This is a genomic window from Marinomonas pontica (genome assembly GCF_026191375.1).
Taxonomy (GTDB): Bacteria; Pseudomonadota; Gammaproteobacteria; order Pseudomonadales; family Marinomonadaceae; genus Marinomonas; species Marinomonas pontica.
In genome coordinates, this window is record NZ_JAODTL010000024.1 from 16057 (window position 1) to 40892 (window position 24836).

General features: G+C 46.8%; 26 protein-coding genes. 13 read left to right on the forward strand and 13 right to left on the reverse strand.

Annotated features, from left to right (window positions below; all coding sequences use genetic code 11):
• Nucleotides 1–21: 21 nt before the first annotated feature.
• Nucleotides 22–897, reverse strand: coding sequence for an MYG1 family protein (locus tag N5P32_RS05075; RefSeq protein WP_265728045.1), 876 nt, complete (start codon nt 895–897; stop codon nt 22–24).
• A 449-nt stretch (nt 898–1346) separates the two neighbouring features.
• Between N5P32_RS05075 and N5P32_RS05080 the strand changes: the two genes are divergently transcribed.
• From N5P32_RS05080 to N5P32_RS05135, 12 genes are all read left to right on the forward strand, one after another.
• Nucleotides 1347–2318: a calcium/sodium antiporter gene (locus N5P32_RS05080; protein ID WP_265728046.1), complete on the forward strand. Its 972-nt coding sequence runs from the start codon at nt 1347–1349 to the stop codon at nt 2316–2318.
• A gap of 44 nt (nt 2319–2362) precedes the next feature.
• A complete protein-coding gene (locus N5P32_RS05085) occupies nt 2363–3214 on the forward strand; it encodes a mechanosensitive ion channel family protein (RefSeq protein WP_265728047.1) in 852 nt (283 codons plus the stop codon).
• A 243-nt stretch (nt 3215–3457) separates the two neighbouring features.
• Nucleotides 3458–4153: a VC0807 family protein gene (locus N5P32_RS05090; protein ID WP_265728048.1), complete on the forward strand. Its 696-nt coding sequence runs from the start codon at nt 3458–3460 to the stop codon at nt 4151–4153.
• Between the two features lie 305 nt (nt 4154–4458).
• Nucleotides 4459–5436, forward strand: coding sequence for a dipeptidase (locus tag N5P32_RS05095; protein ID WP_265728049.1), 978 nt, complete (start codon nt 4459–4461; stop codon nt 5434–5436).
• Nucleotides 5437–5438: 2 nt separating this feature from the next.
• The gene (locus N5P32_RS05100; protein ID WP_265728083.1) at nt 5439–5984 is read left to right on the forward strand and encodes a DUF5943 domain-containing protein; all 546 of its coding nucleotides are present in this window, start codon (nt 5439–5441) and stop codon (nt 5982–5984) included.
• Between the two features lie 85 nt (nt 5985–6069).
• Nucleotides 6070–8136 (forward strand): dimethylglycine demethylation protein DgcA, encoded by a 2067-nt coding sequence (dgcA, locus tag N5P32_RS05105; RefSeq protein ID WP_265728050.1) that lies wholly within the window; start codon nt 6070–6072, stop codon nt 8134–8136.
• A 12-nt stretch (nt 8137–8148) separates the two neighbouring features.
• Nucleotides 8149–10071: a (Fe-S)-binding protein gene (locus N5P32_RS05110; protein ID WP_265728051.1), complete on the forward strand. Its 1923-nt coding sequence runs from the start codon at nt 8149–8151 to the stop codon at nt 10069–10071.
• Nucleotides 10071–11357: an electron transfer flavoprotein subunit alpha gene (gene etfA, locus N5P32_RS05115; protein ID WP_265728052.1), complete on the forward strand. Its 1287-nt coding sequence runs from the start codon at nt 10071–10073 to the stop codon at nt 11355–11357. The genes N5P32_RS05110 and etfA overlap by 1 nt, the downstream gene beginning before the upstream one ends.
• Entirely contained in the window at nt 11347–12123 is a 777-nt protein-coding gene (etfB, locus tag N5P32_RS05120) for an electron transfer flavoprotein subunit beta (RefSeq protein WP_265728053.1), read from the forward strand. The genes etfA and etfB overlap by 11 nt, the downstream gene beginning before the upstream one ends.
• 73 nt (nt 12124–12196) lie before the next feature.
• A complete protein-coding gene (locus N5P32_RS05125) occupies nt 12197–12427 on the forward strand; it encodes a hypothetical protein (protein ID WP_265728054.1) in 231 nt (76 codons plus the stop codon).
• Between the two features lie 355 nt (nt 12428–12782).
• Entirely contained in the window at nt 12783–14750 is a 1968-nt protein-coding gene (locus N5P32_RS05130; RefSeq protein ID WP_265728055.1) for a methyl-accepting chemotaxis protein, read from the forward strand.
• 143 nt (nt 14751–14893) lie between these two features.
• Complete coding sequence (locus tag N5P32_RS05135; RefSeq protein WP_265728056.1) at nt 14894–15976, forward strand: ABC transporter substrate-binding protein; 1083 nt, start codon at nt 14894–14896, stop codon at nt 15974–15976.
• Nucleotides 15977–16123: 147 nt separating this feature from the next.
• Here N5P32_RS05135 and hpxO read toward each other — a convergent pair whose 3' ends face one another.
• The gene (hpxO, locus tag N5P32_RS05140; RefSeq protein ID WP_265728057.1) at nt 16124–17302 is read right to left on the reverse strand and encodes an FAD-dependent urate hydroxylase HpxO; all 1179 of its coding nucleotides are present in this window, start codon (nt 17300–17302) and stop codon (nt 16124–16126) included.
• 254 nt (nt 17303–17556) lie between these two features.
• Complete coding sequence (gene uraH, locus N5P32_RS05145) at nt 17557–17928, reverse strand: hydroxyisourate hydrolase (RefSeq protein WP_265728058.1); 372 nt, start codon at nt 17926–17928, stop codon at nt 17557–17559.
• A gap of 164 nt (nt 17929–18092) precedes the next feature.
• Between uraH and uraD the strand changes: the two genes are divergently transcribed.
• A complete protein-coding gene (uraD, locus tag N5P32_RS05150; RefSeq protein WP_265728059.1) occupies nt 18093–18614 on the forward strand; it encodes a 2-oxo-4-hydroxy-4-carboxy-5-ureidoimidazoline decarboxylase in 522 nt (173 codons plus the stop codon).
• A gap of 103 nt (nt 18615–18717) precedes the next feature.
• On the opposite strand, the gene N5P32_RS05155 is transcribed toward uraD, so the two are convergent.
• From N5P32_RS05155 to N5P32_RS05200, 10 genes are all read right to left on the reverse strand, one after another.
• Nucleotides 18718–19125, reverse strand: a complete 408-nt coding sequence (locus N5P32_RS05155; protein ID WP_265728060.1) for a type II toxin-antitoxin system HicB family antitoxin — start codon at nt 19123–19125, stop codon at nt 18718–18720.
• 43 nt (nt 19126–19168) lie between these two features.
• On the reverse strand, nt 19169–19348 hold the full coding sequence (locus tag N5P32_RS05160) for a type II toxin-antitoxin system HicA family toxin (RefSeq protein WP_265728061.1): 180 nt from the start codon (nt 19346–19348) through the stop codon (nt 19169–19171).
• 188 nt (nt 19349–19536) lie between these two features.
• Nucleotides 19537–20523: an isopenicillin N synthase family dioxygenase gene (locus N5P32_RS05165; protein ID WP_265728062.1), complete on the reverse strand. Its 987-nt coding sequence runs from the start codon at nt 20521–20523 to the stop codon at nt 19537–19539.
• A 143-nt stretch (nt 20524–20666) separates the two neighbouring features.
• Nucleotides 20667–20837 (reverse strand): hypothetical protein, encoded by a 171-nt coding sequence (locus N5P32_RS05170; RefSeq protein WP_265728063.1) that lies wholly within the window; start codon nt 20835–20837, stop codon nt 20667–20669.
• Nucleotides 20838–20845: 8 nt separating this feature from the next.
• Nucleotides 20846–21142: a nucleoside deaminase gene (locus N5P32_RS05175; protein ID WP_265728064.1), complete on the reverse strand. Its 297-nt coding sequence runs from the start codon at nt 21140–21142 to the stop codon at nt 20846–20848.
• Between the two features lie 13 nt (nt 21143–21155).
• Entirely contained in the window at nt 21156–21776 is a 621-nt protein-coding gene (locus N5P32_RS05180) for an ABC transporter permease (protein WP_265728065.1), read from the reverse strand.
• Nucleotides 21755–21946 carry a hypothetical protein gene (locus N5P32_RS05185; RefSeq protein ID WP_265728066.1) on the reverse strand — a complete coding sequence of 64 codons (192 nt, stop codon included), beginning with the start codon at nt 21944–21946 and terminating at the stop codon, nt 21755–21757. Before N5P32_RS05185 ends, N5P32_RS05180 begins: the two co-directional genes overlap by 22 nt.
• Entirely contained in the window at nt 21924–22730 is an 807-nt protein-coding gene (locus N5P32_RS05190; RefSeq protein ID WP_265728067.1) for an ABC transporter ATP-binding protein, read from the reverse strand. Before N5P32_RS05190 ends, N5P32_RS05185 begins: the two co-directional genes overlap by 23 nt.
• 4 nt (nt 22731–22734) lie before the next feature.
• Nucleotides 22735–23730: an ABC transporter substrate-binding protein gene (locus N5P32_RS05195; RefSeq protein ID WP_265728068.1), complete on the reverse strand. Its 996-nt coding sequence runs from the start codon at nt 23728–23730 to the stop codon at nt 22735–22737.
• Nucleotides 23731–23989: 259 nt separating this feature from the next.
• Nucleotides 23990–24724: a pseudouridine synthase gene (locus N5P32_RS05200; RefSeq protein ID WP_265728069.1), complete on the reverse strand. Its 735-nt coding sequence runs from the start codon at nt 24722–24724 to the stop codon at nt 23990–23992.
• Nucleotides 24725–24836 lie beyond the last annotated feature (112 nt).

Sequence of the window (24836 nt, forward strand, 5' to 3'; positions counted from 1 at the left end):
GGTCCTTCTCACTTCAAACCTCTAATAATCCAACGCCATCTCTGCCATTTTCATGGTATTTTCAAACGAAGCACAGCCTGCGATAAATAAGCCGTTATGACAGAACATTGCATCGTCCAAACCTGTGACGTCTTGCAGTTCTTTATCTGACAATCCAGCCCATGGCGCAGGCAGTTTTTTGCGGTCTTCAAATGAGCCTAGTTCAACGGGCACTGTTTGTATGCGCCATTGTCCGGTTTGCGATGGGTAAACCATGAATAAGGCGTCTTTGGATAGTCTAAGCACGGTGGTTTTCCACGGTGTGTATTGTTCTAACACGATGATTCTTGGGTCTTCGGCTTTTTCGATGGCGTTGGCGACGATGGCTTTAGCGTTTACGCCGCCGCTTGCCGCAGCAATAAAGCGAGTTAATATGCGAGATGCGAAGGCAACGGCTTCATCGAAGCAGGCGTCAAAATCGCCTTCTTCTTGCCATGTTGGGTTAAACATGGAGATGGTTTGACTCAGGCTGATGCCGGTTTGTACGCCTTCTACGTGTCCGCAATCGATGGCGTCGATGGTGGAGACGAGATTTTTATCCAATGAGTTGGTGACTTCTTGGTCACCTGCGCATATTTCTAGGCCGTATTTTTGCCAAATCAAGCCAAAGGATGAAAACGGGATGCCGTTTTCTCGTGCGCCTGCACCGCCTTTTTGGTGGTGGTCAAAACGGCCTTGTTCTGCGTCGTATATTCCGCCAACGTCTACCACAATATCGGCCTTAGCCATGGCATCTAGGTCGCGCGTGCGGAGTATTTTAGCCGCTGGAAAAAGGTGTTTAAGTGCCGCGACGGCAAAGACATCGTCGGCATGAAAGTTGCCATTGTGCGTTGCGATTACTTGAACGGGTTCGGTCATTCTGTGGTCTCTTTGATTGATTTCATTTCACTTAACAGCACACACGTACTAATAAAACGGCATTTTACGGGGTTTTGTCAGAGGGTGACACCGTTCATTTGCCTATCTGGCTTTTTGTTCTGCGTATATTGTTAAGTAATATAAATAGGAATATGATTCTCAAAACCTTAGGGGAGTAGTCTCTCAGTCTAGTCTGAGATAACCGTCAACAGTCTCCGAACAGTTGTTCGTGGTGGTTATGTCCTGTTTTATATGGATTGACAAGACTTAAGGCAAGCGTTGTTCTCGGGTGGAGGGCCGCTCTTGCCTTCTGTCATTTCCACCCGAGGACCTGACTGTGTTTCCAATCATTGCTTTTCTTGCTTTCCTGTCTTATTTGTCGAGATCATTACGATCTCAGTTTACTGTTTTTTACTCATCGTTTTTTCTTTCTTCCGTGAGGTGGCGCTATGATGTTGGCTATTTTAGCCTTATTAGGCGGTTTTGTTTTGTTGGTGTGGAGCGCGGATCGTTTTGTAGATGGTGCTGCCGTGACGGCAAAATACGCGGGCATGCCGCCGTTATTAATCGGTATGGTGATTGTGGGGTTCGGCACGTCTGCACCCGAAATGGTGGTGTCTGCCATGGCCGCGATGGATGGGAACCCTGATTTAGCTTTGGGCAATGCGTTGGGGTCAAATATTGTCAATACTGGGCTTATTCTTGGCGTTACGGCGTTGATTGCGCCGATCATGGTGCAATCTAATATCGTCCGAAAAGAGCTGCCCCTGTTGTTGCTAATAGGTTTGTTATTTGGCTATTTTATTTGGGACAAGTCGTTAACGCGCGTTGAGGCGGTGCTTTTGTTGGTTGGCTTTTTTTCGCTGATTGGCTGGAGTATTTTCTCTGCCATGAGGGGCAAAAACGATGCGTTAGAAAGCGACATGGAACAAGAGTTGGTATCGCACTCTATGTCTAAAGCAAAGGCCATTTTCTGGCTGGTGGTTGGTTTGGTGCTGCTGATCGTCAGTTCCCGTGTGTTGGTGTGGGGGGCGGTTAATATTGCTCATGAATTTGGGGTGAGTGATTTGGTCATTGGTCTTACGATCGTTGCATTGGGAACGTCTTTACCAGAGCTTGCGGCTTCTATTATTGCGGTGCGAAAAGGTGAGCACGATATTGCCATCGGCAATGTGGTTGGGTCGAACATGTTTAACCTTTTGGCCGTGATAGGCATAGCTGGCGTGATTTCTCCTATGCAAAATTTGTCGGCGGATGTGCTGTCCCGTGATTGGCTGGTGATGATGGTAATGACGGTTGTTTTGTTGATGATGGCTTATGGATTGCGTCGACCGGGTCGTATTAATCGCTATGAAGGCGCAGGGTTGTTGCTCGCTTTTGCTGCTTATAATGTGTGGTTAGTCTCATCGGTTATTGGGTAATGTGAGATATCATTGGTTAAGGTTTAAACGAAGAAGAGACGTTTATGGAAGAGTTATTCACTCAATTTTGGCAAAGTCATTCCACTACCATTGTGACGCTTGGTTATCGGATTGTATTGGCCGTGGTTATATATCTAGCCAGCTCGTTTATTGCAAAAGCAGTACGTAAAGCAATACTGAATACGAATTCTAAGCTGCATAAGCTGGACGCCACGCTAGCACCGATATTTTCAACGGTCGCCAGTTACGCGGTGTATGTGATTGGTGGTGTGTTTATTTTAGACATTTTTGGTGTCAACACGGCCAGCCTGATTGCTTTGGTCGGTGCGGCTGGTTTGGCGATCGGTTTGGCGTTGAAAGACACACTAAGTAACATCGCTGCCGGGATTATGTTGCTCATATTACGACCTTTTAAAGCGGGGGATTTTATCGAGTTCGGCTCCACACAAGGCGTGGTGAAAGAAATTAATTTATTCACCTGCGTGTTTGAAACCGTTGACGGTTTATACATTGCTTCTCCGAATAGCATTTTGTGGGGAAACAATATTAAGAACTTCACGCGAAACGGTAAGCGGCGCATGGATATTGTGGTTGGCATATCCTATTCGGATTCTATTGAGGTTGGTTTGTCTGTGCTTAAACAAGTGGCAGAAAGTGAGCCTAGGTTATTGGAAGACCCAGTCCCTCAGACAATGGTGGTTTCTATGCTGGACAGTTCGGTGAATATTCAGCTTAGAGCGTGGGCAAAAACGGATGATTATTGGCCGACATACTGGGATTTAAACAAACGCGTCAAAGAGTCGATAGAGGCCGCTGGCTTGACGATTCCGTTCCCTCAACGAACTTTGCATTTGGTGAGCGAACAGGGTGTGCGGGCGCTGAAAGAAAAACCATAGGGGCTTTATTCTGCGCGACGACGGCTTCGTAAGCAGGTCAGCCTCAGATTCAAAGAAGGGAGTACCCCTTCCCTAACCCTCCTCTTGGAAGACAAAAGGGAGGGTACCATTGGTTCCGAGGACGATGAAATCCACAAACCTCTGGCACTTCTAGCAAAAATCACTGTCTATTCACTTCCTTGTGCATTTTTCCTTTATGATAGTCGTCATTAGAATTTGAATTAAAGTTGGAACCTGAAAATTATGAACAGTACGCCTACACACAAGCCACGTCCGATGGTGGATCTTATTGTCAGTGTCATTTTGCCGTCGTTGATTTTGATGAAGTTAAGTGGAGAAGATAAATTAGGCACCAGCGGCGGTTTGATTGCCGCGCTGGCGTTTCCTTTGGGTTGGGGCCTTTTTGAATTAGTTAAGTACCGTAAGTTTAACTTTATTGCGCTGTTGGGTTTAGTGAGTGTGTTACTGACGGGCAGCATTGGGTTGTTCGAATTGGACAATAAATGGCTGGCGATTAAAGAGGCGGCGATTCCCGCGGTTATTGGTATTGCTGTTCTGATCTCGACGTTTACACCTTATCCTTTGGTGCGGGCCATGTTCTTCAACGCCGCGATCATGGACGTTGATACCATTAAGCAAAAGCTTGAAGAGAATAACAGTACGGAAATGTTCGAAAAGCGACTTATGAAGGCCACGTACTTTATTTCTGGTTCTTTTGTCTTCTCAGCGACGATGAATTACGTCTTGGCGAAATGGATTGTTACCAGCCCAGCGGGAACGGAAGCCTTTAATGAAGAACTAGGACAGATGACGCTGTACAGCTACCCAATGATCGCTATTCCCTCCATGATCATGTTAATGGCGATATTTTATTACCTATGGCGCAGCATCCAAAAAGCCACAGGATTGAAACTGGAAGACTTAATTGTTAAGAAATAGCCCCAGCTATCAAGTTATTAGCAGAGATTAACCCCATCCTCCGCCTTCCCCTTGAAGACAAAAGGGGAAGGGACTTGTTCATTAAACGCTCACAAGAGATTAACCCCATCCTCCGCCTTCCCCTTGAAACAAAAGGGAAGGGACTTGTTCATTAAACGCTCACAAGAGATCAGCCCCATCCTACCCGTTAGATAACCTAAAGACGTTGAGTCGCTTTTAGTGTTTCTCTAGTCGTTTCCAGCCAGTTCCCCCATCACCCGAAAAATTACACTGAGTTCATTGCTTAACCTTGAAAGGATAAATCGATGAACGCAGCTGAGATACACGATAAAGCCATTGTGATCGATGGTTTGATTTGCGCGAAATGGAACCGTGAATTATTTGAAGACATGGCCAAAGGGAAGTTAACCGCGGCCAATTGCACTGTGTCGTTTTGGGAAAACTTTGAAGGTACGGTTCGAAACGTGGTTGAGATGAATCAGCTAATCGAAGCCAACAGCGATTTGCTATTAAAAGTCCGTACCACAAAAGATATTCATCGTGCTAAAGCCGAAGGCAAAACGGGTGTGATGATGGGCTTTCAAAATGCCCATGCGTTTGAAGACCAAATTGGCTACGTGCAGGTCTTCAAAGACCTTGGTGTGGGCATTGTACAAATGTGCTACAACACACAAAACTTGGTGGGCACAGGTTGCTATGAGCGCGATGGCGGCTTGTCTGGTTATGGTCGTGAGATCGTAGCAGAAATGAACCGTGTCGGTATGCTGTGTGATTTATCTCACGTTGGTCCCAACACGGCCAAAGAAGTCATCATCGAATCCACTAAGCCTGTTGCGTATTCTCACTGCTTGCCTGCAGGACTAAAAGAGCACCCACGCAACCGCACCGACGAAGAGCTTAAATTCATTGCTGACAATGGCGGTTTTGTTGGCGTGACCATGTTTGCGCCTTTCTTAAAAGCCGGAATTAACGCCACGATTGATGACTATGTGGAAGCCATTCAATACATCTACAACATCGTGGGCGAAGACGCGATTGGCATCGGTACCGATTTTACGCAAGGTCACGGTTACGACTTTTTCGAATACCTCACTCACGACAAAGGCTATGCCCGCCGTTTGACTCGCTTTGGCGAGATCATTAATCCGTTGGGTATGCGTACGGTAGGTGACTTCCCGAACTTGACTGAAGCGTTGTTGAAGCATGGCTTTAGCGAGCGCCAAGTGGTCAAAATTATGGGTGAGAATTGGGTAAATCTATTAGAAGAAGTTTGGGGAGAATGATGATGGGAACTCACGCGCCAGAAATGCCAATCGAAGTGGATGATGAAACCGGTGTTTGGAACACGGACGCATTGCCAATGTTGTACGTGCCTCGTCACTTTTTTGTTAACAATCACATGGGGATTGAAGACGAAATTGGCGCAGAGCGTTACGCGGAAATTTTGTACAAAGCGGGTTATAAATCGGCGTATTTTTGGTGCGAACAAGAGTCGGCTTGTCACGGTATTTATGGCCAAGAGATTTGGCACCACTACCTTAAACGTCTATCGCAACGTGGTTGGGGCTTTTTCATTACCGAAGAGTTAGACATTGAAAAAGGCACCGCAAAAGTACGTTTGGAAAATTCCGCTTTTGTTTATCACTACGAAAAAATTCACGGTAAAAAAGTCAATCGTAAAGTGGATTACATGTTTACGGGTTGGTTTGCTGGGGCATTGGATCAAATCGCAGAAAGCAATGGTTTGGAGATCCGCACCAAGGCCATTCAGACTCAAAGTGCAGCAGAAGATGGGTGTGACGTCGGTTACTTCCAAGTTTCCCCACTGTAGCGTTTTTAAACACATGGTGTCATCACGGGCAGGTGATGATGCCAACCGTAACAGTTAAACGTCGTTTTCAAGAAGGCAGGATGTTATGTCCCAGTATGATGCGTTGTTCGAGCCATTAAACATTAATAAATTAACCATTCGCAATCGTATTGTCAGTACGGCTCACGCTGAGGTATACGCCACTGATGGCGGCATGACAACCGATCGTTATGTGAAGTACTACGAAGAAAAAGCCAAAGGCGGCTGTGGGCTTTGTATTTGCGGTGGTTCCAGTGTGGTGTCTATTGATAGCCCACAAAGCTGGTGGAGCTCGGTTAATTTATCAACCGATCGCATTATTCCGCATTTCCAGAATTTGGCCGATGCCGTGCATAAACATGGCGGTAAGATCATGATTCAAATTACCCACATGGGGCGTCGCTCTCGTTGGGACGGAGAAAATTGGCCGAACCTAATGTCGCCGTCTGGCATTCGTGAGCCGGTTCACCGTGCGACTTGTAAAACCATTGAAGTGGAAGAAATGTGGCGCATTATTGGCGATTTCGTCCAAGCGGCGCGTCGTGCCAAAGAAGGTGGTTTGGATGGCGTCGAGCTGTCTGCGGTTCACCAGCATTTGATCGACCAGTTTTGGTCACCACGAGTGAACAAACGTACCGACGAATGGGGCGGGACGTTTGAAGGTCGCATGAAGTTTGGTATGGAAGTGCTCAAAGCGGTTCGTGCCGAAGTGGGGCCGGATTTTGTTGTGGGTATGCGTATTACCGGTGATGAATTTCATCCTGATGGCTTAGGTCACGAAGAGATGAAGAAAATCGCGCAATATTACGATGCCACGGGCATGGTGGACTATTTTGGCGTCGTCGGTTCGGGTTGCGACACGCACAACACCTTAGCCAACGTGATTCCGAATATGAGCTATCCGCCTGAACCTTTCTTGTATTTGGCGGCGGGCATAAAAGAAGTGGTCAATGTGCCGGTGATTCACGCGCAAAATATCAAAGACCCGAATCAGGCGAAACGCATTATCGAAGCGGGTTATGTGGATTTTGTTGGCATGACGCGCGCGCACATTGCCGACCCGCATTTTATCGCCAAGATCAAAATGGATCAGGTCGATCAAATTCGTCAGTGCGTGGGCGCAAACTATTGCATCGACCGTCAGTATCAAGGCTTGGATGTGTTGTGTATTCAAAACGCAGCAACGTCTCGTGAATACATGGGCTTGCCTCATATTATTGAAAAAACCACCGGCGCGATTCGACACGTTGTGGTGGTTGGCGGTGGCCCTGGTGGATTAGAAGCGGCGCGTGTTGCCGCAGAACGTGGTCATAAAGTCACCTTGATTGACAAAGCCGACGAGTTAGGTGGGCAATTAGTCTTGGCAGCCAAAGCGCCACAGCGTGATCAAATCGCGGGGATCACTCGTTGGTTGGTCATGGAAATAGAACGTTTGGGTGTAGAGGTGCGTTTAGGCACAGCGGCCAGCGAAGAATTGATCAAAGAACTGAACCCAGACGTGTGTATTTTGGCGATGGGCGGTCGTCCATTTATTGACCAAAACCCAGAGTGGGGTGCAGAAGAAGGTTTGGTTGTATCTACTTGGGACATTCTAAGTGGCAAAGTCGAGCCGGGCAAAAACGTCTTGGTTTACGACACGATTTGTGAATTCTCTGGCATGTCGGCAGCGGATTATTTGGCGTCGAAAGGCTCGCTAGTGGAGTTGGTGACCGACGATATCAAACCGGGTGTTGGCATTGGTGGCACAACCTTTCCGACTTATTACCGTTCTTTGTATGAGAAAGAAGTCATCATGACGTCGGACTATTTGCTGGATAAGGTTTACCGAGAAGGCGATAAATTGGTCGCTGTACTGGAAAACGAATACACCGCACAAAAAGAAGAGCGCGTCGTGGATCAGATCGTTGTCGAAAATGGCACGCGTCCAAACGAAGACTTGTATTACGCACTAAAACCAAGCTCATGCAATAAAGGCCAAATTGATAATGAAGCCTTGTTTGATATCAAGCCTCAACCTGTACTGAGCGGTGGTTCTGATGACGGCATGATCTTGTGGCGTTTGGGTGACGGTGTGTCGCAGCGTAATGTTCATGCGGCTATGTATGATGCTTTGCGTCTATGCAAGGATTTGTAGGAGTAATAGATCATGATTTTTGATTGGTTACCTCCTACGTTGATTGGTGTTCTACTGGTGCTGGCTGGGATTGGTGCGGTTCGTCGCATCAATCTATGGCGCGCAGGGCAGTCCGAAAAAGTCGATATTCTGGCCGGCTTAATGGCCATGCCAAAACGCTACCTTCATGATCTTCACCATGTGGTGGAGCGGGACAAGTATATGTCTCGTACCCACGTGGCGACAGGCGGTGGCTTTGTTTTGGCGATGGTGCTGGTGGTGTTTGTTCACCTGTTTGGGGTGAAAAGTGAGATTCTTGCTTGGGCACTATTGGCGGCTTTGGTGATCATGTTCTGTGGTGCATTGTTTGTCGCTAAGCGTCGCTTGAATCCACCTTCACGCCTTTCAAAAGGGCCGTGGATGCGTTTGCCAAAAAGCTTGCTGACGTTTTCCATTACCTTTTTTGTACTGACCTTGCCAGCGGCGGGCATATTGCCCGAAGGCTTTGGCGGTTGGCTGCTTACTGTAGTCTTGTCCGTTTTGATCTTAATGAGCCTTGGTGAAATGCTGTTTGGCATGACATGGGGCGGGCCAATGAAGCACGCTTTCGCGGGGGCGTTGCATCTTGCGTTTCATCGTCGTCCAGAGCGTTTTGGTGGCGGTCGTTCAACGGGTCTAAAGCCTGCGGTGTTGGGTGGCGATGTGCACGGGGTTTCAAAACCAACGGATTTTAAGTGGAATCAGTTATTAGGCTTTGACGCGTGTGTGCAATGTGGTCGTTGCGAAGCGGTGTGTCCTGCGTTCGCGGCGGGGCAGCCATTGAATCCTAAAAAACTCATTCAAGATATGGTGGTGGGGTTTGCGGGCGGCACGGACGAAAAATACGCAGGTAGCCCCTATCCTGATGGCTCAGGTGGTGTTCAAGACGTGGGTAACGCCGTGGGCGGAAAAGATCAAATTATCACGAATGGATTGATCAATCCCGACACTCTTTGGTCGTGTACTACTTGTCGAGCGTGCGTGGAAGAGTGCCCGATGATGATCGAGCACGTAGACGCGATTGTGGATATGCGTCGTTTTTTAACGCTAGAAAAAGGCGACACACCAAACAAAGGCGCCCAGGTACTCGAAAATATTATCGCGACAGACAATCCCAATGGCTATTCCCCCGCGAGTCGCACTCACTGGGCGGCTGATCAGAATTTGAATGTCATGAAAGAGGTAAAGCAAGCGGATGTGCTGTTTTGGGTTTCGGATGGTGCGTTTGATATGCGCAGTCAGCGGATATTGCGTTCTTTTGTGACACTGCTAAAAGCCGCTAAAGTGGATGTGGCAATTTTGGGTGACGAAGAACGAGACAGTGGCGATGTTGCTCGCCGTTTGGGGGACGACGCGACGTTCCAAAGTTTGGCAAAGCGTAATTTGGCCACCATGTCTCAGTACCGTTTTAACACCATCGTGACAACCGACCCTCATGCGTTTCATTGTTTAAAAAATGAATACGGTGATTTTGGTTCGACGGCGCTGGATGGCGTAGAAGTGTTGCATCACACGACGTTCCTAAATCGTTTGATCAAAGAAGGACGTTTGCAATTGGACGCCTTTAGCGGTGGCAAAGTGACGTATCACGACCCTTGTTATCTTGGACGTTACAATGGCGAATACGACGCCCCACGCGAATTGTTGGCGAGCTTGGGTATTGAGGTCGCTGAAATGGAACGTTCTGGCTATCGCTCACGTTGTTGTGGCGGTGGCGGTGGTGTGCCAATTACCGATATACCGGGCGAACGCCGTATTGCCGACATGCGTATGGAAGACGTGATCAGTACTGGTGCTGAGATGGTGGCGGTAGGGTGTCAACAATGTACGGCGATGTTGGAAGGCGTGGTAGAACCTCGTCCGGTGGTAAAAGACATTGCTGAGATTTTGGCCGGTCAACTGAAGGAGATGCACTAATGAGTAATTTTTCTTCTAATGACGATGCTTTACATTCGGTGTTTCGACGAGACCTAAGAACCGAGTGGATTGCTCGAAACCGTTTGCACCCTTTGCATGACAGTGTGGTGTCTGCTCAACAGGGTGGTGAAGTGCGTGGCCCAACGGGTCTGCTGCGTAAGAACCCTCATGTAATAGGTTTTATCGGGCCAAATGGCCTAAAACGCATTGATAGAGCGAATGGCTCTTTTGTTGCCATTGGCGGAAAGAAACGCGTGCCGAGCGCGAAAGACTCACAACGTCCGCTGCACCTGGTTGAAAATCCAGAAGGCTATATCATGGTGGTGGGTGACATGATTGGTGGTCGTTTGACCAGCCATGACAAAGACATTCTTGGCTTGGCACATCAGTTGGCTGCGGAGAAAAGCAAAGTCGCTGTTGTGCTGGTATGTTTTGGAGAGAACAAAGAAACGCAATGCGATTTGGCTGGAGTGGATCGAGTGATTCATCTTGAAGGCAATGTCTTTGAAGGGTTTGCTCCCGAAGCCGGGCTGTCCGTCTTGCAGCAAATTGAAACGAGCTACCAGCCAATGCATTGGTTATTTCCAGATAGCGTACACGGTGGAAGCGATTTGGGCAGCCGTTTGGCGGCGCGATTAGGTGAAAGACCGGCGACACAAGCGTGGCAAGTGACCAGCGAAAAAACGATAAGCCGAGGCGCGTCAGGCAGCCAAGACATCAGCCGAACAACGCCCCGTATTCTTATGCTGATGGAAGAATGTGCGAATGCAGTGGAAGACACGCGTCATGAAGCTTTGCCATTGGCGTTGGAGTTTGACGTCTCGATGGCAGAAGGGGACCATCGACTGATTGATCAGGGGCAAATTGACGTAGATTCGAATGCAGTGCCCTTGGCCGAAGCGGAATTTATTTTGTCTGCTGGCAACGGTATTCACAACTGGGATCAATTCCATTCTGCCGCTGCCGCATTGCGAGCGACGGAAGGGGCAAGCCGCGTGGCGGTCGACGACGGCTTTATGCCTCGTTCGCGTCAGGTGGGCGCTTCGGGTACGTGGGTGACAGCTCGCGTGTATTTGGCGGTGGGTATTTCCGGGGCGATTCAACACATGCAAGGCATTGGTCAGTGCGACAAAGTGGTTGCTATTAATACGGATGCAGGCTGTGACATGGTGAAACGGGCTGATTTAGCGGTGATTGCAGACAGTGAGGCGATTTTGGCAGAGTTAACCAGATTGGCTCAACAGCGAGAGTTATCAAAGGAAGAGGAGGAAAGTGATGCAGCCTAACGTGAATGTGGTTTCTTTGGTATCCATTGGTCGTCACCCTCAATCTGGCCGCTCACGTCGTGCCGAACAAGATGGCAGAGCCGTTGAATTGGGGCTTTCATTGGTGGGTGAGGCGTTAACCGTTGTGCATGTAGGGGAGGATCAAGACCCTGTTCTGCGACAATACGCAGGAATGGGGTTGCCCTCGATGACGGTCTTGTCACAGGGAAAAGAATGTGACGCATTGCCTGTACTGACGTCGTTTTTAAAAGCGCAATTGCCCAGCGTGGTTTTAACGGGGGTGCGTTCTGAAAGTGGTGAATCTTCTGGCATGCTGCCGTATTTGTTGGCTGAAGCACTGGGTTGGCCATTGGTGCCTCGCGTGGCTGAAATTCTACACATAAAGGATGGCCAAGCCGAAGTGCTGTTGGCGCTGCCGCGTGGTCAACGACGTTCTGTACAAGTAACTTTGCCATTCATTGCCAGCGTCGACAATGCGGCTCAGGAGGCTCGTCAAACCGCTTTCGGCCCGGGCCTGCGTGCCACACTCCATGTAGAAACCGTAGACAGTGTTGTGGACGATGCCGCAATCCAATGGGAAATGAGTGCCGCAAAACCGCGCCCTAAACGATTAAAAGTCGTGAAGGCCAAGACCGCCGCAGACCGAATGAAGGCCGCTACCGCAAAACCCGTCGGCGGTGGTGGGAAAATCATGAAGAACGAAACGCCAGCGGAAAAGGCGCAAGCGATTTTTGATTTATTATTAGAAGAAAAAGTGGTGCGCTAAACAGGGTTTTGGGTATAAGCTGTTTACCCCGCTGATGGTTGTTTGAGCAGATTTTGCAGAATAGGTATACGCTATGATGATTGTAGACTTGGTTGATGAAGTTGATTTTAAAGAAAAACTTATTGCCCTAGGTGCACCCGTCACATACGAGCAGAGTTTGCTGGAAGTACAAGAAGCCGTGTTGGCATGGCTGCAAGCATACCCTGAGCAAACCCCCTTCATTAAAGAGCTATGCGAGTCTATGCAAAAAGACAACACCACCGTGTTGCCAGAAGTGTATCGGGTGATGAGCGCTTTTGGTTAACTTTTTATCTGTCTGTTCTTCTTCTGTTTTATCCATTCTTCTTCAACAGTAATAAAGCACGCTTAACGACATTAAGTGGGCGCTTTTTGTCAGTTTTTTTAGTTTTTCCCTCCTACATTTTTAATACATTTTTCTTGTAGAATTTTACTTATGTTTTTTCAAAATTAGCTATAGTCAATATAAGAGTAATACAGTATTTTAGCTAAATCGATGGAATTAAGTAAAAAGTAAGGAAGTATAAAAACCTGATTAATAGTCGTTTAAAAGTGGTAAATGGTATTAAAAACTATCGTTTTTTAACGAGTATTTTTACACCACTGCTTTTCATGCTATTGAGACATTTTGGACGAAGTTTATGAAAATCAAAACGAAGCTGTTGATTGCTTTTTCAATTGCCACTGTGTTGCCTGTTTTGGTCGTTAGTGCAATAACGGGGTTCCTTGCTTCTGACCAAGCTCTGAAAGACTTTGCTAAAAACAGTGGTCAAACGTTAGGTGCAGTAGAAGAAACGTTTGACCAATTTCTTACCGATATTAAATACGTTGTCGGCTTCATGGCGGAAAGTGACCTAGTGTCCGACCCCAATGCCAAGCCTTTAACGACCTACCATGAAAAAGAAGGCAAAGCCCCGAGTAAAGTCGCCAAACAAAATGGTGGACGTGAAGAAGGGGTTTTTAACCTTTTTGAAGACATCGGTAAAAACAATCCCAACTACGTTTACGTGTACATCGGCGACGATGCTGATGGCTATTTAGAATGGCCAGGTACGTACGGCTACAATGAATGGCACCCAAAACAGCGCGCTTGGTACACAAGAGCGATGCAAACTCCGGGTGAAGTGGTATTGCGTGATGCTTATTATTGGGAGCCTGATGATGCTGTCTATGTATCGGCGGTGCGTACCTACAATAAAGGCAATAAAATCGGCGGTGTGGTGGCCGTGGACGTGTCTATTAAAACACTAACGGAAATGGCTAATCGAACTAAACTGGGCAGTTCCGGCAGCATCATGGTGATCGAGAACACGGGAACCGTTTTGGTGGATGCCATTCATCCAGAAAATAATTTCAAACCCATTGGTGAATTAGACGGCGATGCTTATCAGATGATTGCGAAATCATCGGCTGGCGTGGTGAATTTCTCGCTTGATGGCGAAAACTACTACGCGAATATTTACACTTCGCCAAATCTAAAATGGAAGTTTGTTGGCTTGATGCCTGCGTCTGAGATTTACTTAAGCACGGTTGAAATGGTCAAAACCACCGCGATTGTTTGTGTGTTGCTTTTGATTGTTTTTGGTTTTGTGGCCTACTTGATGGCGAAAGGTTTTATTACACCCATTGAATCAGTTTCTAACCATTTGCGTACGCTTGCTGAAGGTGAAGGAGATTTGACGTCGCAAATCGACATTCAAACCAATGATGAAACAGGCAGTTTGTCGAATTGGTTTAATCAATTTATAGAGACCACTCGAAAACTGATTCTAGGCATCAAAACATCCAGTATTCAGATCGATAAGATCGCGGCAGAAACCTCTGCAAAAGCCAGCGAGGTGGCTCAGTCGGCGACAAAACAATTGCAATCTATCGAGTTGATTGCCGAAGCAGGGCAGCAGATGTTAATCGCCTCCAACGAGGCCGCAGAAAGCTGCGCGAATTCTGCGCAATTCTCTGAGAAAGGGCTAGAAACCACCATTGCAGGTAAGACGCTTCTTAAAAACAGCGCCGAAGGGGTCAATCGCTTAGGTGCTCGTTTAAAAGAGTCCAATAACATCATTACCGAATTGCAAAAAGAAACGGTCAATATTAATCAAATTTTATCCACCATTCAGGCGATTGCAGAGCAAACAAACTTACTGGCGCTAAACGCCGCCATTGAAGCGGCACGCGCAGGTGAACAAGGTCGAGGCTTTGCGGTGGTGGCGGATGAAGTGCGCACTTTGGCTGGGCGCACGCAAGAGTCAACGGAGCAGATCAGTAGTATCTTGGGTTTACTGGCTAATCGTACCAAGCAAGCGTCGGATTCGATGATGACCAGTGTGTCTGAGTCTGAAAATGCCATTAACTTGTCCGATCAAGCATTGGTGTCTTTTGAGCAGATCGAAGAAGTTGTTAAGCAAATGCGTGATATGACCATGCAAACGGCAGCATCAGCGGAAGAGCAAAGAGCGGTTACCGAAGGGGTGAATGAAAACATTAATGCGATCAGTGAATCGGCGCATCGTGTGTCTGATATTTCGGGTGATGTGGCTGACTTGTGTCGTAAACAAGACGAATTAAGCAAGCAATTGCATGTGATGGTGGTGCGTTTCCGAACCGAATAAGCGCTTTCTTTCATACTGTATTGAGTTATCCAAAAGGTCGCTTTTATTGCGGCCTTTTTATTTGCATTTTTTTGAATGTTTTATTTTAAACTTTAGTGATAACGATTATCATGAGCGCCTAAATTTACTAATAGGGTGTCAGCATGGTTAAATCGTTCATAATGTTTCTGTTCACTTTTTCTTTGAGTGCAGCATGGGCTGGTCAAGTCACTGTCCAAGATGTATTGGGACGTGATGTTACTTTTAATGCGCCAGCGCAGCGTGTCATTGTTGGGTTCTATCCTGAAGACTACATGGCCATCGGTACGGAAGCCGCTTATGACAAGGTTGTTGGTATGTCCAAATACATTTGGCAGGCGCGTTCAGCGAACTGGGATATGTATGTAAAACATCGTCCTTCTTTAGACGATATTCCTGGAATCGGTCGAGTGGACACACAGACATTTTCGGTAGAAAAAGTCATCAGTTTGAATCCTGACGTATTGATGTTGGCCGATTGGCAGTTTAAAGGTCTAGCAACTGATATTGAGCGCCTTGAAAGTGCCGGTATTAAAGTGGTTGTAGTGGATTACAACGCACAGACGCTAGAACGCCACATCAAGAGCACAGAGTTGATTGGTGTGATCACAGGTCAAGAAAAACGTGCAGCGAAAATCGCCGCGGAATACAAAGCAACCGTAGACTCGATCAGCAAACGATTGGCCGATGCGAACCTTCCAAAGCCTAAGGTTTACACAGAATTTGGTGCGTCAGGTATCCAAGAGCTGGGCTTCACTTTTGGTAAAAACATGTGGGGAGCGATTTCAACCATGGCGGGCGGCGATAACATTTCCGCTCCATTTGTTGAATGGTGGGGGAAATTAAACCCAGAGCAAGTCATTGCGTCCAACCCTGACATCGTTGTCATCACAGGTTACGAGACGGGCAAAGGCACAGATTCAATGATTATGGGTCAAGGTGTAGACGAAACAGAAGCTCGTAAGCGCCTAGCGGGCTACAAAAATCGCTTAGGTTGGTCTTCTATTTCAGCGGTGAAAAACAATCGTTTATACAGCGCGTACCACGGTGCATGTCGTACAATTTTGGACGCTGCCATGATCCAATTCTACGCCAAAGCAATGTATCCAGAGGTTTTCTCTGATCTGAACCCAGAACAAGCGTATATGGATTTCTATAAGAAATACCTTCCTGTAACGCCAGAAGGGACATTTGTTCTCGCGTTATAAGCGTTATTGACATTTATTTTAGTAGGCATAAAGCGACTTATTGAATAACAAAAAGGCGTTCTACCATGCGGTGGAACGCCTTTTTTATTTGCTGTTTTTATCTGGCTGGAACAGGGCGATAGCAATAAAAAAGAGATGAGAAAATGTCTACGCCAACGGCCCACCAATAATAGTGGTGCGTAATCCTGCAATAATATTCTCGCCTGTTTCGCGTCTTAGTTCGTCGTACCAAGCTTGAGTTTCTTGCATGTCTTTACCATGAGTAACATCGCAGCGTTTGCGTGCTTTTAGTACAAGATCCTTCACGCGAAAACGGCGCTCTTCTTCGTATTGCTTCAAAGCAGCAAGCACACCTGAAACCGTTTTGCCTTTTCCTTTGAATTGATCCGCAAAGCATTGACCAAGCACCACAGAGTCTTCCAAGGCGGAACAGCCGCCTTGGCCAATGTCTGGCGTTGTGCTGTGTGCCGCATCACCGAGTAGGGCGATGTTGCCTTTTACTAGGGTATCGAATGGTTCTATGTCATGAATCTCAATACGGTTGGTGGTTTCTGGATTAATAGCGGCAATCAGCTTTTGCACTGGCTCAGCCCAACCCGCAAAGTAACCTGTTAGGTCTGCAATCACTGTGCTTCTATCTTGCTCAAGGCCTTTTGGTAATGGCACATCAAAGAAGAAGTAAAAGCGTCCATCGGCTATTGGCATGATGGAAACACGTTTGCCATCACCAACAAAGGTGGTCCATTGGTCGGCTGGGGCAATGTTTTCATCTATTTCAACCAAGCCATTCCAATTCACATAATCAGCGTAGCGGCGTTCGGTTTGGTAGCCCAGCACATGAGTTCGCACAGCAGAGTGAGTGCCATCGGCCGCGATCATAAAGTCGCCAATGGCGCTGGTGCCATCCGTAAAATACGCCATAACGCCCGTTTCGCTTTGCTCGACTTTTTCAATGCGCTTGCCAAATTGGATTTTGTCACGTCCCCACCAATCGATCATTTGGCTTTGTAAGTCTGCCCGTGATACCGGACAGGGTCGTTCGCCAACCGCATCCACTAATGGTGCAAGGCTGAATTGCGTCATGACGGTGCCAGTAAAACCATCGTGGTACGCCATGTTGTGCATCGGGCCACCAAGCTCATCCATAATGCTGCCCATGCCCAAATGGTTCATGCATTTTACGCCGTTAGACCAAATAGAAAGCGCCGCGCCAACAGGTTTGATTTCTTTCACGGCTTCAAAAATATCGCACTCGATACCTTGCTGTTTTAAGGCTGCCGCAGCAGACATGCCGCCAATGCCGGCGCCAATAATCAGTGCTTTCATAGGGTTTTCCTCAGACTCTTAATGACTAATAAGAGAGAGCATTCGCAATAAATATGCCATGAAACAAACGAACCTGTTATTTATTTTGTGAAACCTTTGTTTTAGCGGGATGTGGAATCTTAGTCGGTTGGCCAAAGAAGTGAGCTATCAATGACTTCTTTGACCGATGGGGCAGGTTTTGTTTTATCTTGGTGCGGTTTTTAGATTTTTGCGCTATTTCGGCTCGTATCGTGACTGACATTGCCGGGGTGAAATTAGCTGCCTCGATAAGTGCTGTAAGAATAGGGCGATACCAATAGCGGAATATGATAGTGAGCGTTCTCGTCATTGATACCGAAACGTATCACTACCGTATTCAAAAAATGGGGAGCGGTGCTAGTAGAATTTTCTTCATTGCTGGACTGTTTTGAAAAGTAGGCATCAATCACAAATTCTAGCTCGTAAACCCCATTCGTAAAGCGATCTCCTTCTAACAGCGGTTGATCACAACGTCCGTCATCGTTTGAAAAAGTACGGTGAATGCGTTCACGCTGGCCATTGTCGAGATGTCGATAAAGATGAATTTCAACGCCTGCCGCGGCGATGCCTCGTGTCGTGTCTAAAATGTGTGTGGTTAAATATCCCATTGTGTTGCCTCATGTGATGTCTAAATATATGTCTTATCTTGCCTAATTTTTGCAAAGGCTGCAGTAGGAAGTGACATGTTTTTGAAAATGTTGTTTCATTGTTATCAATATTTGTGCCATCTGTTTCTGTTTGCGATGGCGTTACTGACATTTGGAGAAGTCTTATGAGCGATCAGTTAGCCGCGTTCAGTCAACTGAATGAAGCGGATTTTGTCTCGTTGTTTAGTCGTATTTATGAGCATTCTGCTTGGGTTGCTGAAGCGCTTTGGCGTCACAAATCGGAATATCCGAGTGATTACTTTGATCAAATTGAGAAGATTAAAGAGGCCATGATTGAGATCGTTGAGCAAAGCGCAGAGGAGCAAAAATTGCTTTTGTTGCGTGCCCACCCAGACCTTGCTGGCAAAGCGGCTTTGGCGGGAGAGCTAACTCAGGAATCCACATCAGAGCAATCGGGGGCAGGGCTAGACCAATGTTCAGAAGAGGAACTAGCGTACTTTCTCCAGCTTAACAATACCTATCGCGAAAAATTTGGTTTTCCCTTTATCATGGCTGTGAAAGGCGCGACCAAAGAGCAAATATTGGCAGGCTTTATTGAACGAACCCCCAATGACTGGCAAACTGAGTTTGACCGAGCCATGAGCGAAGTTCATAAAATTGCAGGGTTCAGATTGGCCGATTTGTAAATTCGTTCTAAGTTGCTCATAAAAAACGCCATCGCTTTGTGAGAAGCGATGGCGGTTTGTTGTTTGATCTTTACTATTTTTTACTTGGATAAACAAAATAAGCTCAAACAACAGAGAAGGATATTCTTTTTCCTAGTGCTTCTAGTGCCGCGACTAAGGTATCGATTTTTGTGTTGTGACCAAGGTTGATAATTCGTTGCATTTCTTGTTTCTTTTTACCGATACGTTTTGCCAGTTCTGCTTGCGAAACGTGCTCTTCAAGCATGGTGTTTAGCAATAGTACTTTACTCCAAATACTAAGTGGTACGCTGACAGATTCACCTTTTACTTTAGATGGCAAGGGAACGGATCGTTCGTCTTCAAAATAGAACTCAAAAGCGGTAATAAGAGCATCAGCAGCTTCGTTTAATGCTTCTTCGTAAGTGTCAGCACAAGTAAGTGCCTCAGGGATATCTGGAAAGCTGACGCTGTAGCCATTTCCATCTTTTTCAATAATGACTGGGTATTTCATATTCTTCTCCAGCTTGTTGGAAAGAGTACCTTTAAGATAGGTTTCAATCGTCTATTCCTAGTTGTTTGAGAATTGCTTTTCTAGTGCCTTCTGCAATTTCTTTACTTGGGTGTCTTGGCATAACAGATCGCTTGTCTTCGTAGTAGAGTTTTAAGTGGTTTGTGCCTTGTTTGACCTCTACGCCCATTCTTTCCAAGTATCGTCTGAATTCACTTTGCTTCATCTTGCCTCCATGCTGATGAACTGAATATAGAGTAATCAAAAATGTTTACTAAGTAAAATCAAAAGTAATCTTTTTTGTTTACTTTGTGCGTCCGTAAATTTTTATTAGAATGCTTAGTAATATAAAAACCACCATCGATGTATAAATGCCGATGGCGGTTTTTTTAGTGGGAAATGAAAATAGCAGGCTTATTTATCGACAAAGTTAGCTTGAATGCGTTGTGTTAAAAAGTCGGCTGCGCTGATCGGTTGGTAACGTTTTGCTGGGCCTTGGATGATCTGCGTTTTGTTGGCTTGGCAAAAGAAAGCGATGGAATGGCGACTGCCGCAGTATTCACCGACTCGTGGTTGACGAACACGGTGCAAGTTGGATTTTAGCTGATCGTCGCTCCAGCGCATGAGCATATCGCCGATGTTGCAGGTGATTACGCCGCCAAGGGGCGGAATGCTGGTCCAGCGTTGAGTGTCAGCTTCGGCGCCGGGGCAGACTTGTAAGCCGCCGTGGCCTTCGTGTTGGAACAATAAAGTCAAACAATCGAAATCCGTATGGGCACCCGCACGCCACATATTACCCTGTTCGGCGACGCCTTCCGTTGCGTAGTAGTGCAACAAACGTAAGGTGCTTTGATAATCGGGCTTACGTGGGTCGTGGGCATTGCTAAAGAAGTCTCGATCAAAGCCGAGCTTGTCCGCAAAGCAAGACAATACCTTCGTACCGACTTCCCAGCACTGTTTTTCAAAACGCAGTGTATTGGCCTGAAAGTCTGGCAGTTCTTCTTCAGTTGGCCACAAATTATCCATGTGGTATTGAGTGATTTGGTAGGATTCTTTTTGATCTTTGGTGCCAGTAGAAGGGCGAATTTGGCTGCGACTTTCCCAACCTGCATTGACGCTTTTTGGTCTTGGGTATTTGCTTTTAATACTTTCAGGAAGGTCAAAAAAACGCTCGGACTCTTTAAAGGCCGCTTTTATTTCTTCAGGATCGATGCCGTGGTTACTTAATTGGAAAAAGCCAATCTCGGTGGCCGCGAGCCAAAGTTGCTCGGTGATTTCTTCTCGGCGACTTTCAAAGTCGCTCATGTCGATGATGCGAATTTCTCGGTCGTTGGTGTCTTCACCGGTTCCGCCAAAAGTGGTTTCGCGTTGCAGTTCTTCCAGTGAGTATGAATCAGTCATGGTTTCTCCCATTCTCCTAGGTTTAAAATAACTAGGCGTTTTTGCCTAGTGGAAAATGGAGCAATGACCGAATGTATTTCCTATGAAATACATCTGACTGCTTCTACTCCGATTGTTTTCTATTGCTTAATTACCGCTTTTATTTACCAGACCCCCTCATGCAATTTTGCGGCCTCTTCTTCAAGGCAAGGCCCAATCACTTCTACTTTTCGTTGCCCCGATGCAAATACGGTGCGACAAGGCAGCGCCAAGGTTGGGTTTTCTGGGTGATTGCCTGTGATCTCTTTCAAGCTGTCTTCGCTTAATCCATACACAAGACGTCCTAACCCTGCCCAATAACGGAACCTGCGCACATGGCGCAAGGCTCAGCGGAAACGTACATGGTGCATTTCGCTAAAAAGTCAGGACGATACGCCTTGCTAGCGCGCGTCATTAACTTGCGCTCGGCGTGGCCTGTCATATCGAAATCGGGCAAGTAGCCGTTTACTTGCGTCATTAGTACATTGTCTTCATCGTCGACTAAAATCGCCGCAAACGGGTGGATACCTTGTTGTTTGGCTTCATCCGCTAGGGCAAAGCTTTGGCGCAAAAAGTCTGTGTCTTTTGTATTTAATGTCATATCTGTCTCTATTTTATTTCTTTTTAGGAAGGCTCCACGGAAACCACCACGCCTGAATCCACTGGATCGATTTAAATAGCAACAAGCTAATAACCGACAGAAATATCAGCCCGGCAAACGCTTGTGGAATTTTAAAGAACGACGTGGAGAACTGGATGAAATAGCCCAAGCCTTCTTCTGCCGCGACGAACTCGGCCACAACAGCACCGATAATCGCCAAGGTGATAGAGACGCGAAGGCCGCTAAAAATATGAGGAATCGCATAAGGAATGCGGATCTGCCACGTTTCACGGTATCGCGGAGCACGCAACGACTGGCTCAGCTCGATCATTTCTGGCGGTGTTTCCAACATGCCCGTTGTGGTTGATACCACCAAAGGGAAGAAGGTGATCAAGCAGGTGATCAGCACGCGAGATGGATCGTCTGTGCCAAGTAAGACGATGATCAAAGGCGCAACGGCTACTACCGGCGTTGACTGGATCACGATCAAAGCGGGATACAGCACGCGGTTCATCAGTTCAGAACGCATCATGCCAATCGACAAGGGAATCGCGATGGCGATAGACAGCGCAAAGCCCATCAAGGCCACACGTAACGTCGCCCAAAGGTGCGTCAACCAGCGAGAAAACTCCACGTCAAAAACGCCGTAAAGATCGCCGAAGGAGAGGGCAGAATGTAGTTTGGTACATGGCCAAATCGACAGACCAATTCCCAAAGCAGCACAAGGCCGATGAAAAACAACGCCGGTGCGAAACGATTCGCTTGTTTAGCAAGCCACGATTTAGGCTGGTACGTTGGGTTCATAAATGTAGCCTCTAATTTTGTCGGTTAGTTCTGCAAAGCGGGGAGAATTAATGGTTTTCGATGAACGAGGGCGAGGGAGATCCACCTCGATTAGATCCAACACCGAGCCGGGGCGTTTGCTCATGACCAAAATGCGATCCGCCAACAACACGGCTTCGCTGATGGAATGAGTAATAAACAACACGGTTTTTGGATGCTCTTTCCAGATGTCGAGCAAATCAAAACCAATTTGCTCACGCGTTAAGGCATCCAGCGCCGAGAAAGGTTCGTCCATTAACAAGATGTCTGGATTGAGTAGTAAGGCTCGGACAATGCCGACGCGCTGCTGCATACCGCCAGACAGTTCGTCTGGCATTTTGTCGGCAAATTGCGTTAAGCCTGCCATTTCTAACAATTCGTTGGCGCGCTTTTCATCGCCGGCGGAATAGCTGCCGTATTTGTGTTTAAGAGGAAACAAGACGTTTTTGCGTACCGTTAACCAAGGCAACAGATTGGCTTTTTGAAACACAATGCCTACGTCATCACGAGGTTCGGTGACGGGTAGATTGAATACTGACACTTCACCATGAGACGGAATCAATAAGCCTGCGACCATGCGCAGTAATGTGGATTTACCACAACCGGAAGGACCAACCACCGCCACGAACTCGTGACGGTGAATGTTTAAATCGATGCCTTGTACCACCATGGGGGCTTCTGGACGAGGGTCAAATTTATGACCTACGCCCTTCATGCTGACGTAAGCCGCTTTGCCGTTGTCGTCTATTGGTTTTTGGTTATCCATGCCGTTACTCCGGCTTAAAGTGGTTGTTTACTGCTGTTGCAGGGTCTAAAGCATCCAGTGCTAAGCCATTGGCTTCTGCCACGTATTCCCAGGTTTTTTGAATGCGTTTGTCGGTGAAATTACCGAAGCCGTCTTCGTTGGTCACGTCGTTGTAGACCAAGTTATAGATGCTTTTTATTTGCTCAGAAACAATGCTCGCATCCACTTCTGGCACCATTTTGTGAAGGTCGATGCCCGCTTGATCAGGATTCGCGTAAGTGAATTTAATGGATTTGGCAAAGGCTTTAATAAAGCGTTTCGCAACGTCTGGGCGTTCTTCTAAGAATTTTTCCGACGCCAAAACAGACGAGCTGTACAAGGATAAGCCAGAGTTTGACCACGGCATTTCGATCAATTCTTTGCCTGCGCCTTTGGCTTGTGCGTCATAAAGTGCGGTGTTGGTCACCCATGCAATAATAGCGTCTGTGCTGCCGGTGATCATCATTGGTGCGAGCGCACCTGGATCGGATTTTACGAGTTTGATGTCACTCTCACTAAGACCGTTTTGTTTTAGCACCAAGGGTAAAAAAGCGTTGGAAGAGGTAAAAGGCGACGTGGCGACTTTTTTGCCTTTTAAATCTTTAATGGACGTAATGCCGCTGCTTTTCAGTACGAAAAACGCGTGTGGCGCTTGAGTAAAGTAAGGGTATACCGCCACAACTGGCACATTGTCCTGTGCTTTGGCCGCCATTAATGCCCCAATGTCAGAACTGCCAATATCCGATTGTCCAGTCGCCATTTTGGTTAGCGCATCGGTGGAGCCGCGACCGCTGGCAATTTTGACGTCCAAATCTTCTTCTGCAAAGAAGCCTTGTTGAATCCCCACATAAACAGGCGCTTTATCACCACCCGGTAGCCAATCCAATTGAAACGTCACTTTGTCTGCCGCCATCGCCGCAGTGCTGGAAATAAGACTGGCTAAAAGAGTCAATCGAATGCTTGTTTTTGTTGCTGTTCTCATAAGTAGGCTCCGCGTAATAGAAAGTGAGTAAAGATTCGCTTGTTTCACTGTGTTGAATTAGAGCAACAACTGTTCCATATTTGTATTTTTTTGCCGATATTTTTTTAACGCATTGAATTTATTAAATAAAAATTAATAAAGGATAAGGGGTTGGTAAAACAACTGTTTGAATTTGAGCTTTCTTAGCGCGCAAAAATAGCGCGGTGGGCGTTTCTAAAATGGTGCAAAAAGTATCCGCAGTTGGAAAAAGGCGTCGGTGTTAGAGAAAAGACCGTATTTCATCTTGGGTCAAATATCGCCATTGGCCGCTGTCTACATCGAGTCGAACATCGCCGATATTTTCACGATGAAGTGCCACGACTCGGTTGCCCACGGCAGCAAACATGCGTTTCACTTGATGAAACTTGCCTTCAGTAATGGTCAATCGAACTTGCTTGTCAGAAATGATGTCTAGAATGGCCGGTCGGGTCAGCTTGGCTTCGCCCTGTAATGCAATGCCATGGCGAAACTGTTTTGCAATATCGTCCGCTTGCGTGGCAGATAATGCTCTGGATAAGGTCACGTTATACACTTTCGGGCAGTGACGGGTGGGTTGAGTGATGCCAAAAGACCAACGTCCATCGTCTGTAATTAACACAAGCCCTGTTGTGTCGGCGTCCAACCGACCTGCAATATGAAGCTCGGAGACGTTTTCAATATCGAGATAACGAAACAAGGAAGGGTACACTTCATCAATATTCGAACAGACGGTGCCGGCCGGTTTGTTCATCAAAAGATAACGAAATGGGCGGGCGGTGAGTCGTTTGTCATTCAGCAACACCGTATTGTTTTCATGAACCTGAGTGGCTTCATCTATGATGGTTTGGTCATTGACAGACACTTCCCCAGAATGAATGCAGCGGATGGCTTCTGCTTTGGTGAATTCTGTGCTTTTGCAAACAAACTTATCAAGACGCATGATGAATAAAACTGACGATGGGAAAGAGCGTGCCATTATCCTGCCTGTCAGCAAATTATCAATGTTTGAGATGTACATCGTCGTAAACGTCTGTCTGCACATTGAGTGAAAAAATCCACAACGAAAAAGTATTGTTAAGGTAACGTGA

Excerpts from the sequence above, each read along its gene's own strand:
- N5P32_RS05075 (WP_265728045.1), bottom strand. The coding sequence starts at position 897 with ATGACCGAACCCGTTCAAGTAATCGCAACGCACAATGGCAACTTTCAT.
- N5P32_RS05080 (WP_265728046.1), top strand. The coding sequence starts at position 1,347 with ATGATGTTGGCTATTTTAGCCTTATTAGGCGGTTTTGTTTTGTTGGTG.
- N5P32_RS05085 (WP_265728047.1), top strand. The coding sequence starts at position 2,363 with ATGGAAGAGTTATTCACTCAATTTTGGCAAAGTCATTCCACTACCATT.
- N5P32_RS05090 (WP_265728048.1), top strand. The coding sequence starts at position 3,458 with ATGAACAGTACGCCTACACACAAGCCACGTCCGATGGTGGATCTTATT.
- N5P32_RS05095 (WP_265728049.1), top strand. The coding sequence starts at position 4,459 with ATGAACGCAGCTGAGATACACGATAAAGCCATTGTGATCGATGGTTTG.
- N5P32_RS05100 (WP_265728083.1), top strand. The coding sequence starts at position 5,439 with ATGGGAACTCACGCGCCAGAAATGCCAATCGAAGTGGATGATGAAACC.
- dgcA (WP_265728050.1), top strand. The coding sequence starts at position 6,070 with ATGTCCCAGTATGATGCGTTGTTCGAGCCATTAAACATTAATAAATTA.
- N5P32_RS05110 (WP_265728051.1), top strand. The coding sequence starts at position 8,149 with ATGATTTTTGATTGGTTACCTCCTACGTTGATTGGTGTTCTACTGGTG.
- etfA (WP_265728052.1), top strand. The coding sequence starts at position 10,071 with ATGAGTAATTTTTCTTCTAATGACGATGCTTTACATTCGGTGTTTCGA.
- etfB (WP_265728053.1), top strand. The coding sequence starts at position 11,347 with ATGCAGCCTAACGTGAATGTGGTTTCTTTGGTATCCATTGGTCGTCAC.
- N5P32_RS05125 (WP_265728054.1), top strand. The coding sequence starts at position 12,197 with ATGATGATTGTAGACTTGGTTGATGAAGTTGATTTTAAAGAAAAACTT.
- N5P32_RS05130 (WP_265728055.1), top strand. The coding sequence starts at position 12,783 with ATGAAAATCAAAACGAAGCTGTTGATTGCTTTTTCAATTGCCACTGTG.
- N5P32_RS05135 (WP_265728056.1), top strand. The coding sequence starts at position 14,894 with ATGGTTAAATCGTTCATAATGTTTCTGTTCACTTTTTCTTTGAGTGCA.
- hpxO (WP_265728057.1), bottom strand. The coding sequence starts at position 17,302 with ATGAAAGCACTGATTATTGGCGCCGGCATTGGCGGCATGTCTGCTGCG.
- uraH (WP_265728058.1), bottom strand. The coding sequence starts at position 17,928 with ATGGGATATTTAACCACACACATTTTAGACACGACACGAGGCATCGCC.
- uraD (WP_265728059.1), top strand. The coding sequence starts at position 18,093 with ATGAGCGATCAGTTAGCCGCGTTCAGTCAACTGAATGAAGCGGATTTT.
- N5P32_RS05155 (WP_265728060.1), bottom strand. The coding sequence starts at position 19,125 with ATGAAATACCCAGTCATTATTGAAAAAGATGGAAATGGCTACAGCGTC.
- N5P32_RS05160 (WP_265728061.1), bottom strand. The coding sequence starts at position 19,348 with ATGAAGCAAAGTGAATTCAGACGATACTTGGAAAGAATGGGCGTAGAG.
- N5P32_RS05165 (WP_265728062.1), bottom strand. The coding sequence starts at position 20,523 with ATGACTGATTCATACTCACTGGAAGAACTGCAACGCGAAACCACTTTT.
- N5P32_RS05175 (WP_265728064.1), bottom strand. The coding sequence starts at position 21,142 with ATGACATTAAATACAAAAGACACAGACTTTTTGCGCCAAAGCTTTGCC.
- N5P32_RS05185 (WP_265728066.1), bottom strand. The coding sequence starts at position 21,946 with ATGAACCCAACGTACCAGCCTAAATCGTGGCTTGCTAAACAAGCGAAT.
- N5P32_RS05190 (WP_265728067.1), bottom strand. The coding sequence starts at position 22,730 with ATGGATAACCAAAAACCAATAGACGACAACGGCAAAGCGGCTTACGTC.
- N5P32_RS05195 (WP_265728068.1), bottom strand. The coding sequence starts at position 23,730 with ATGAGAACAGCAACAAAAACAAGCATTCGATTGACTCTTTTAGCCAGT.
- N5P32_RS05200 (WP_265728069.1), bottom strand. The coding sequence starts at position 24,724 with ATGGCACGCTCTTTCCCATCGTCAGTTTTATTCATCATGCGTCTTGAT.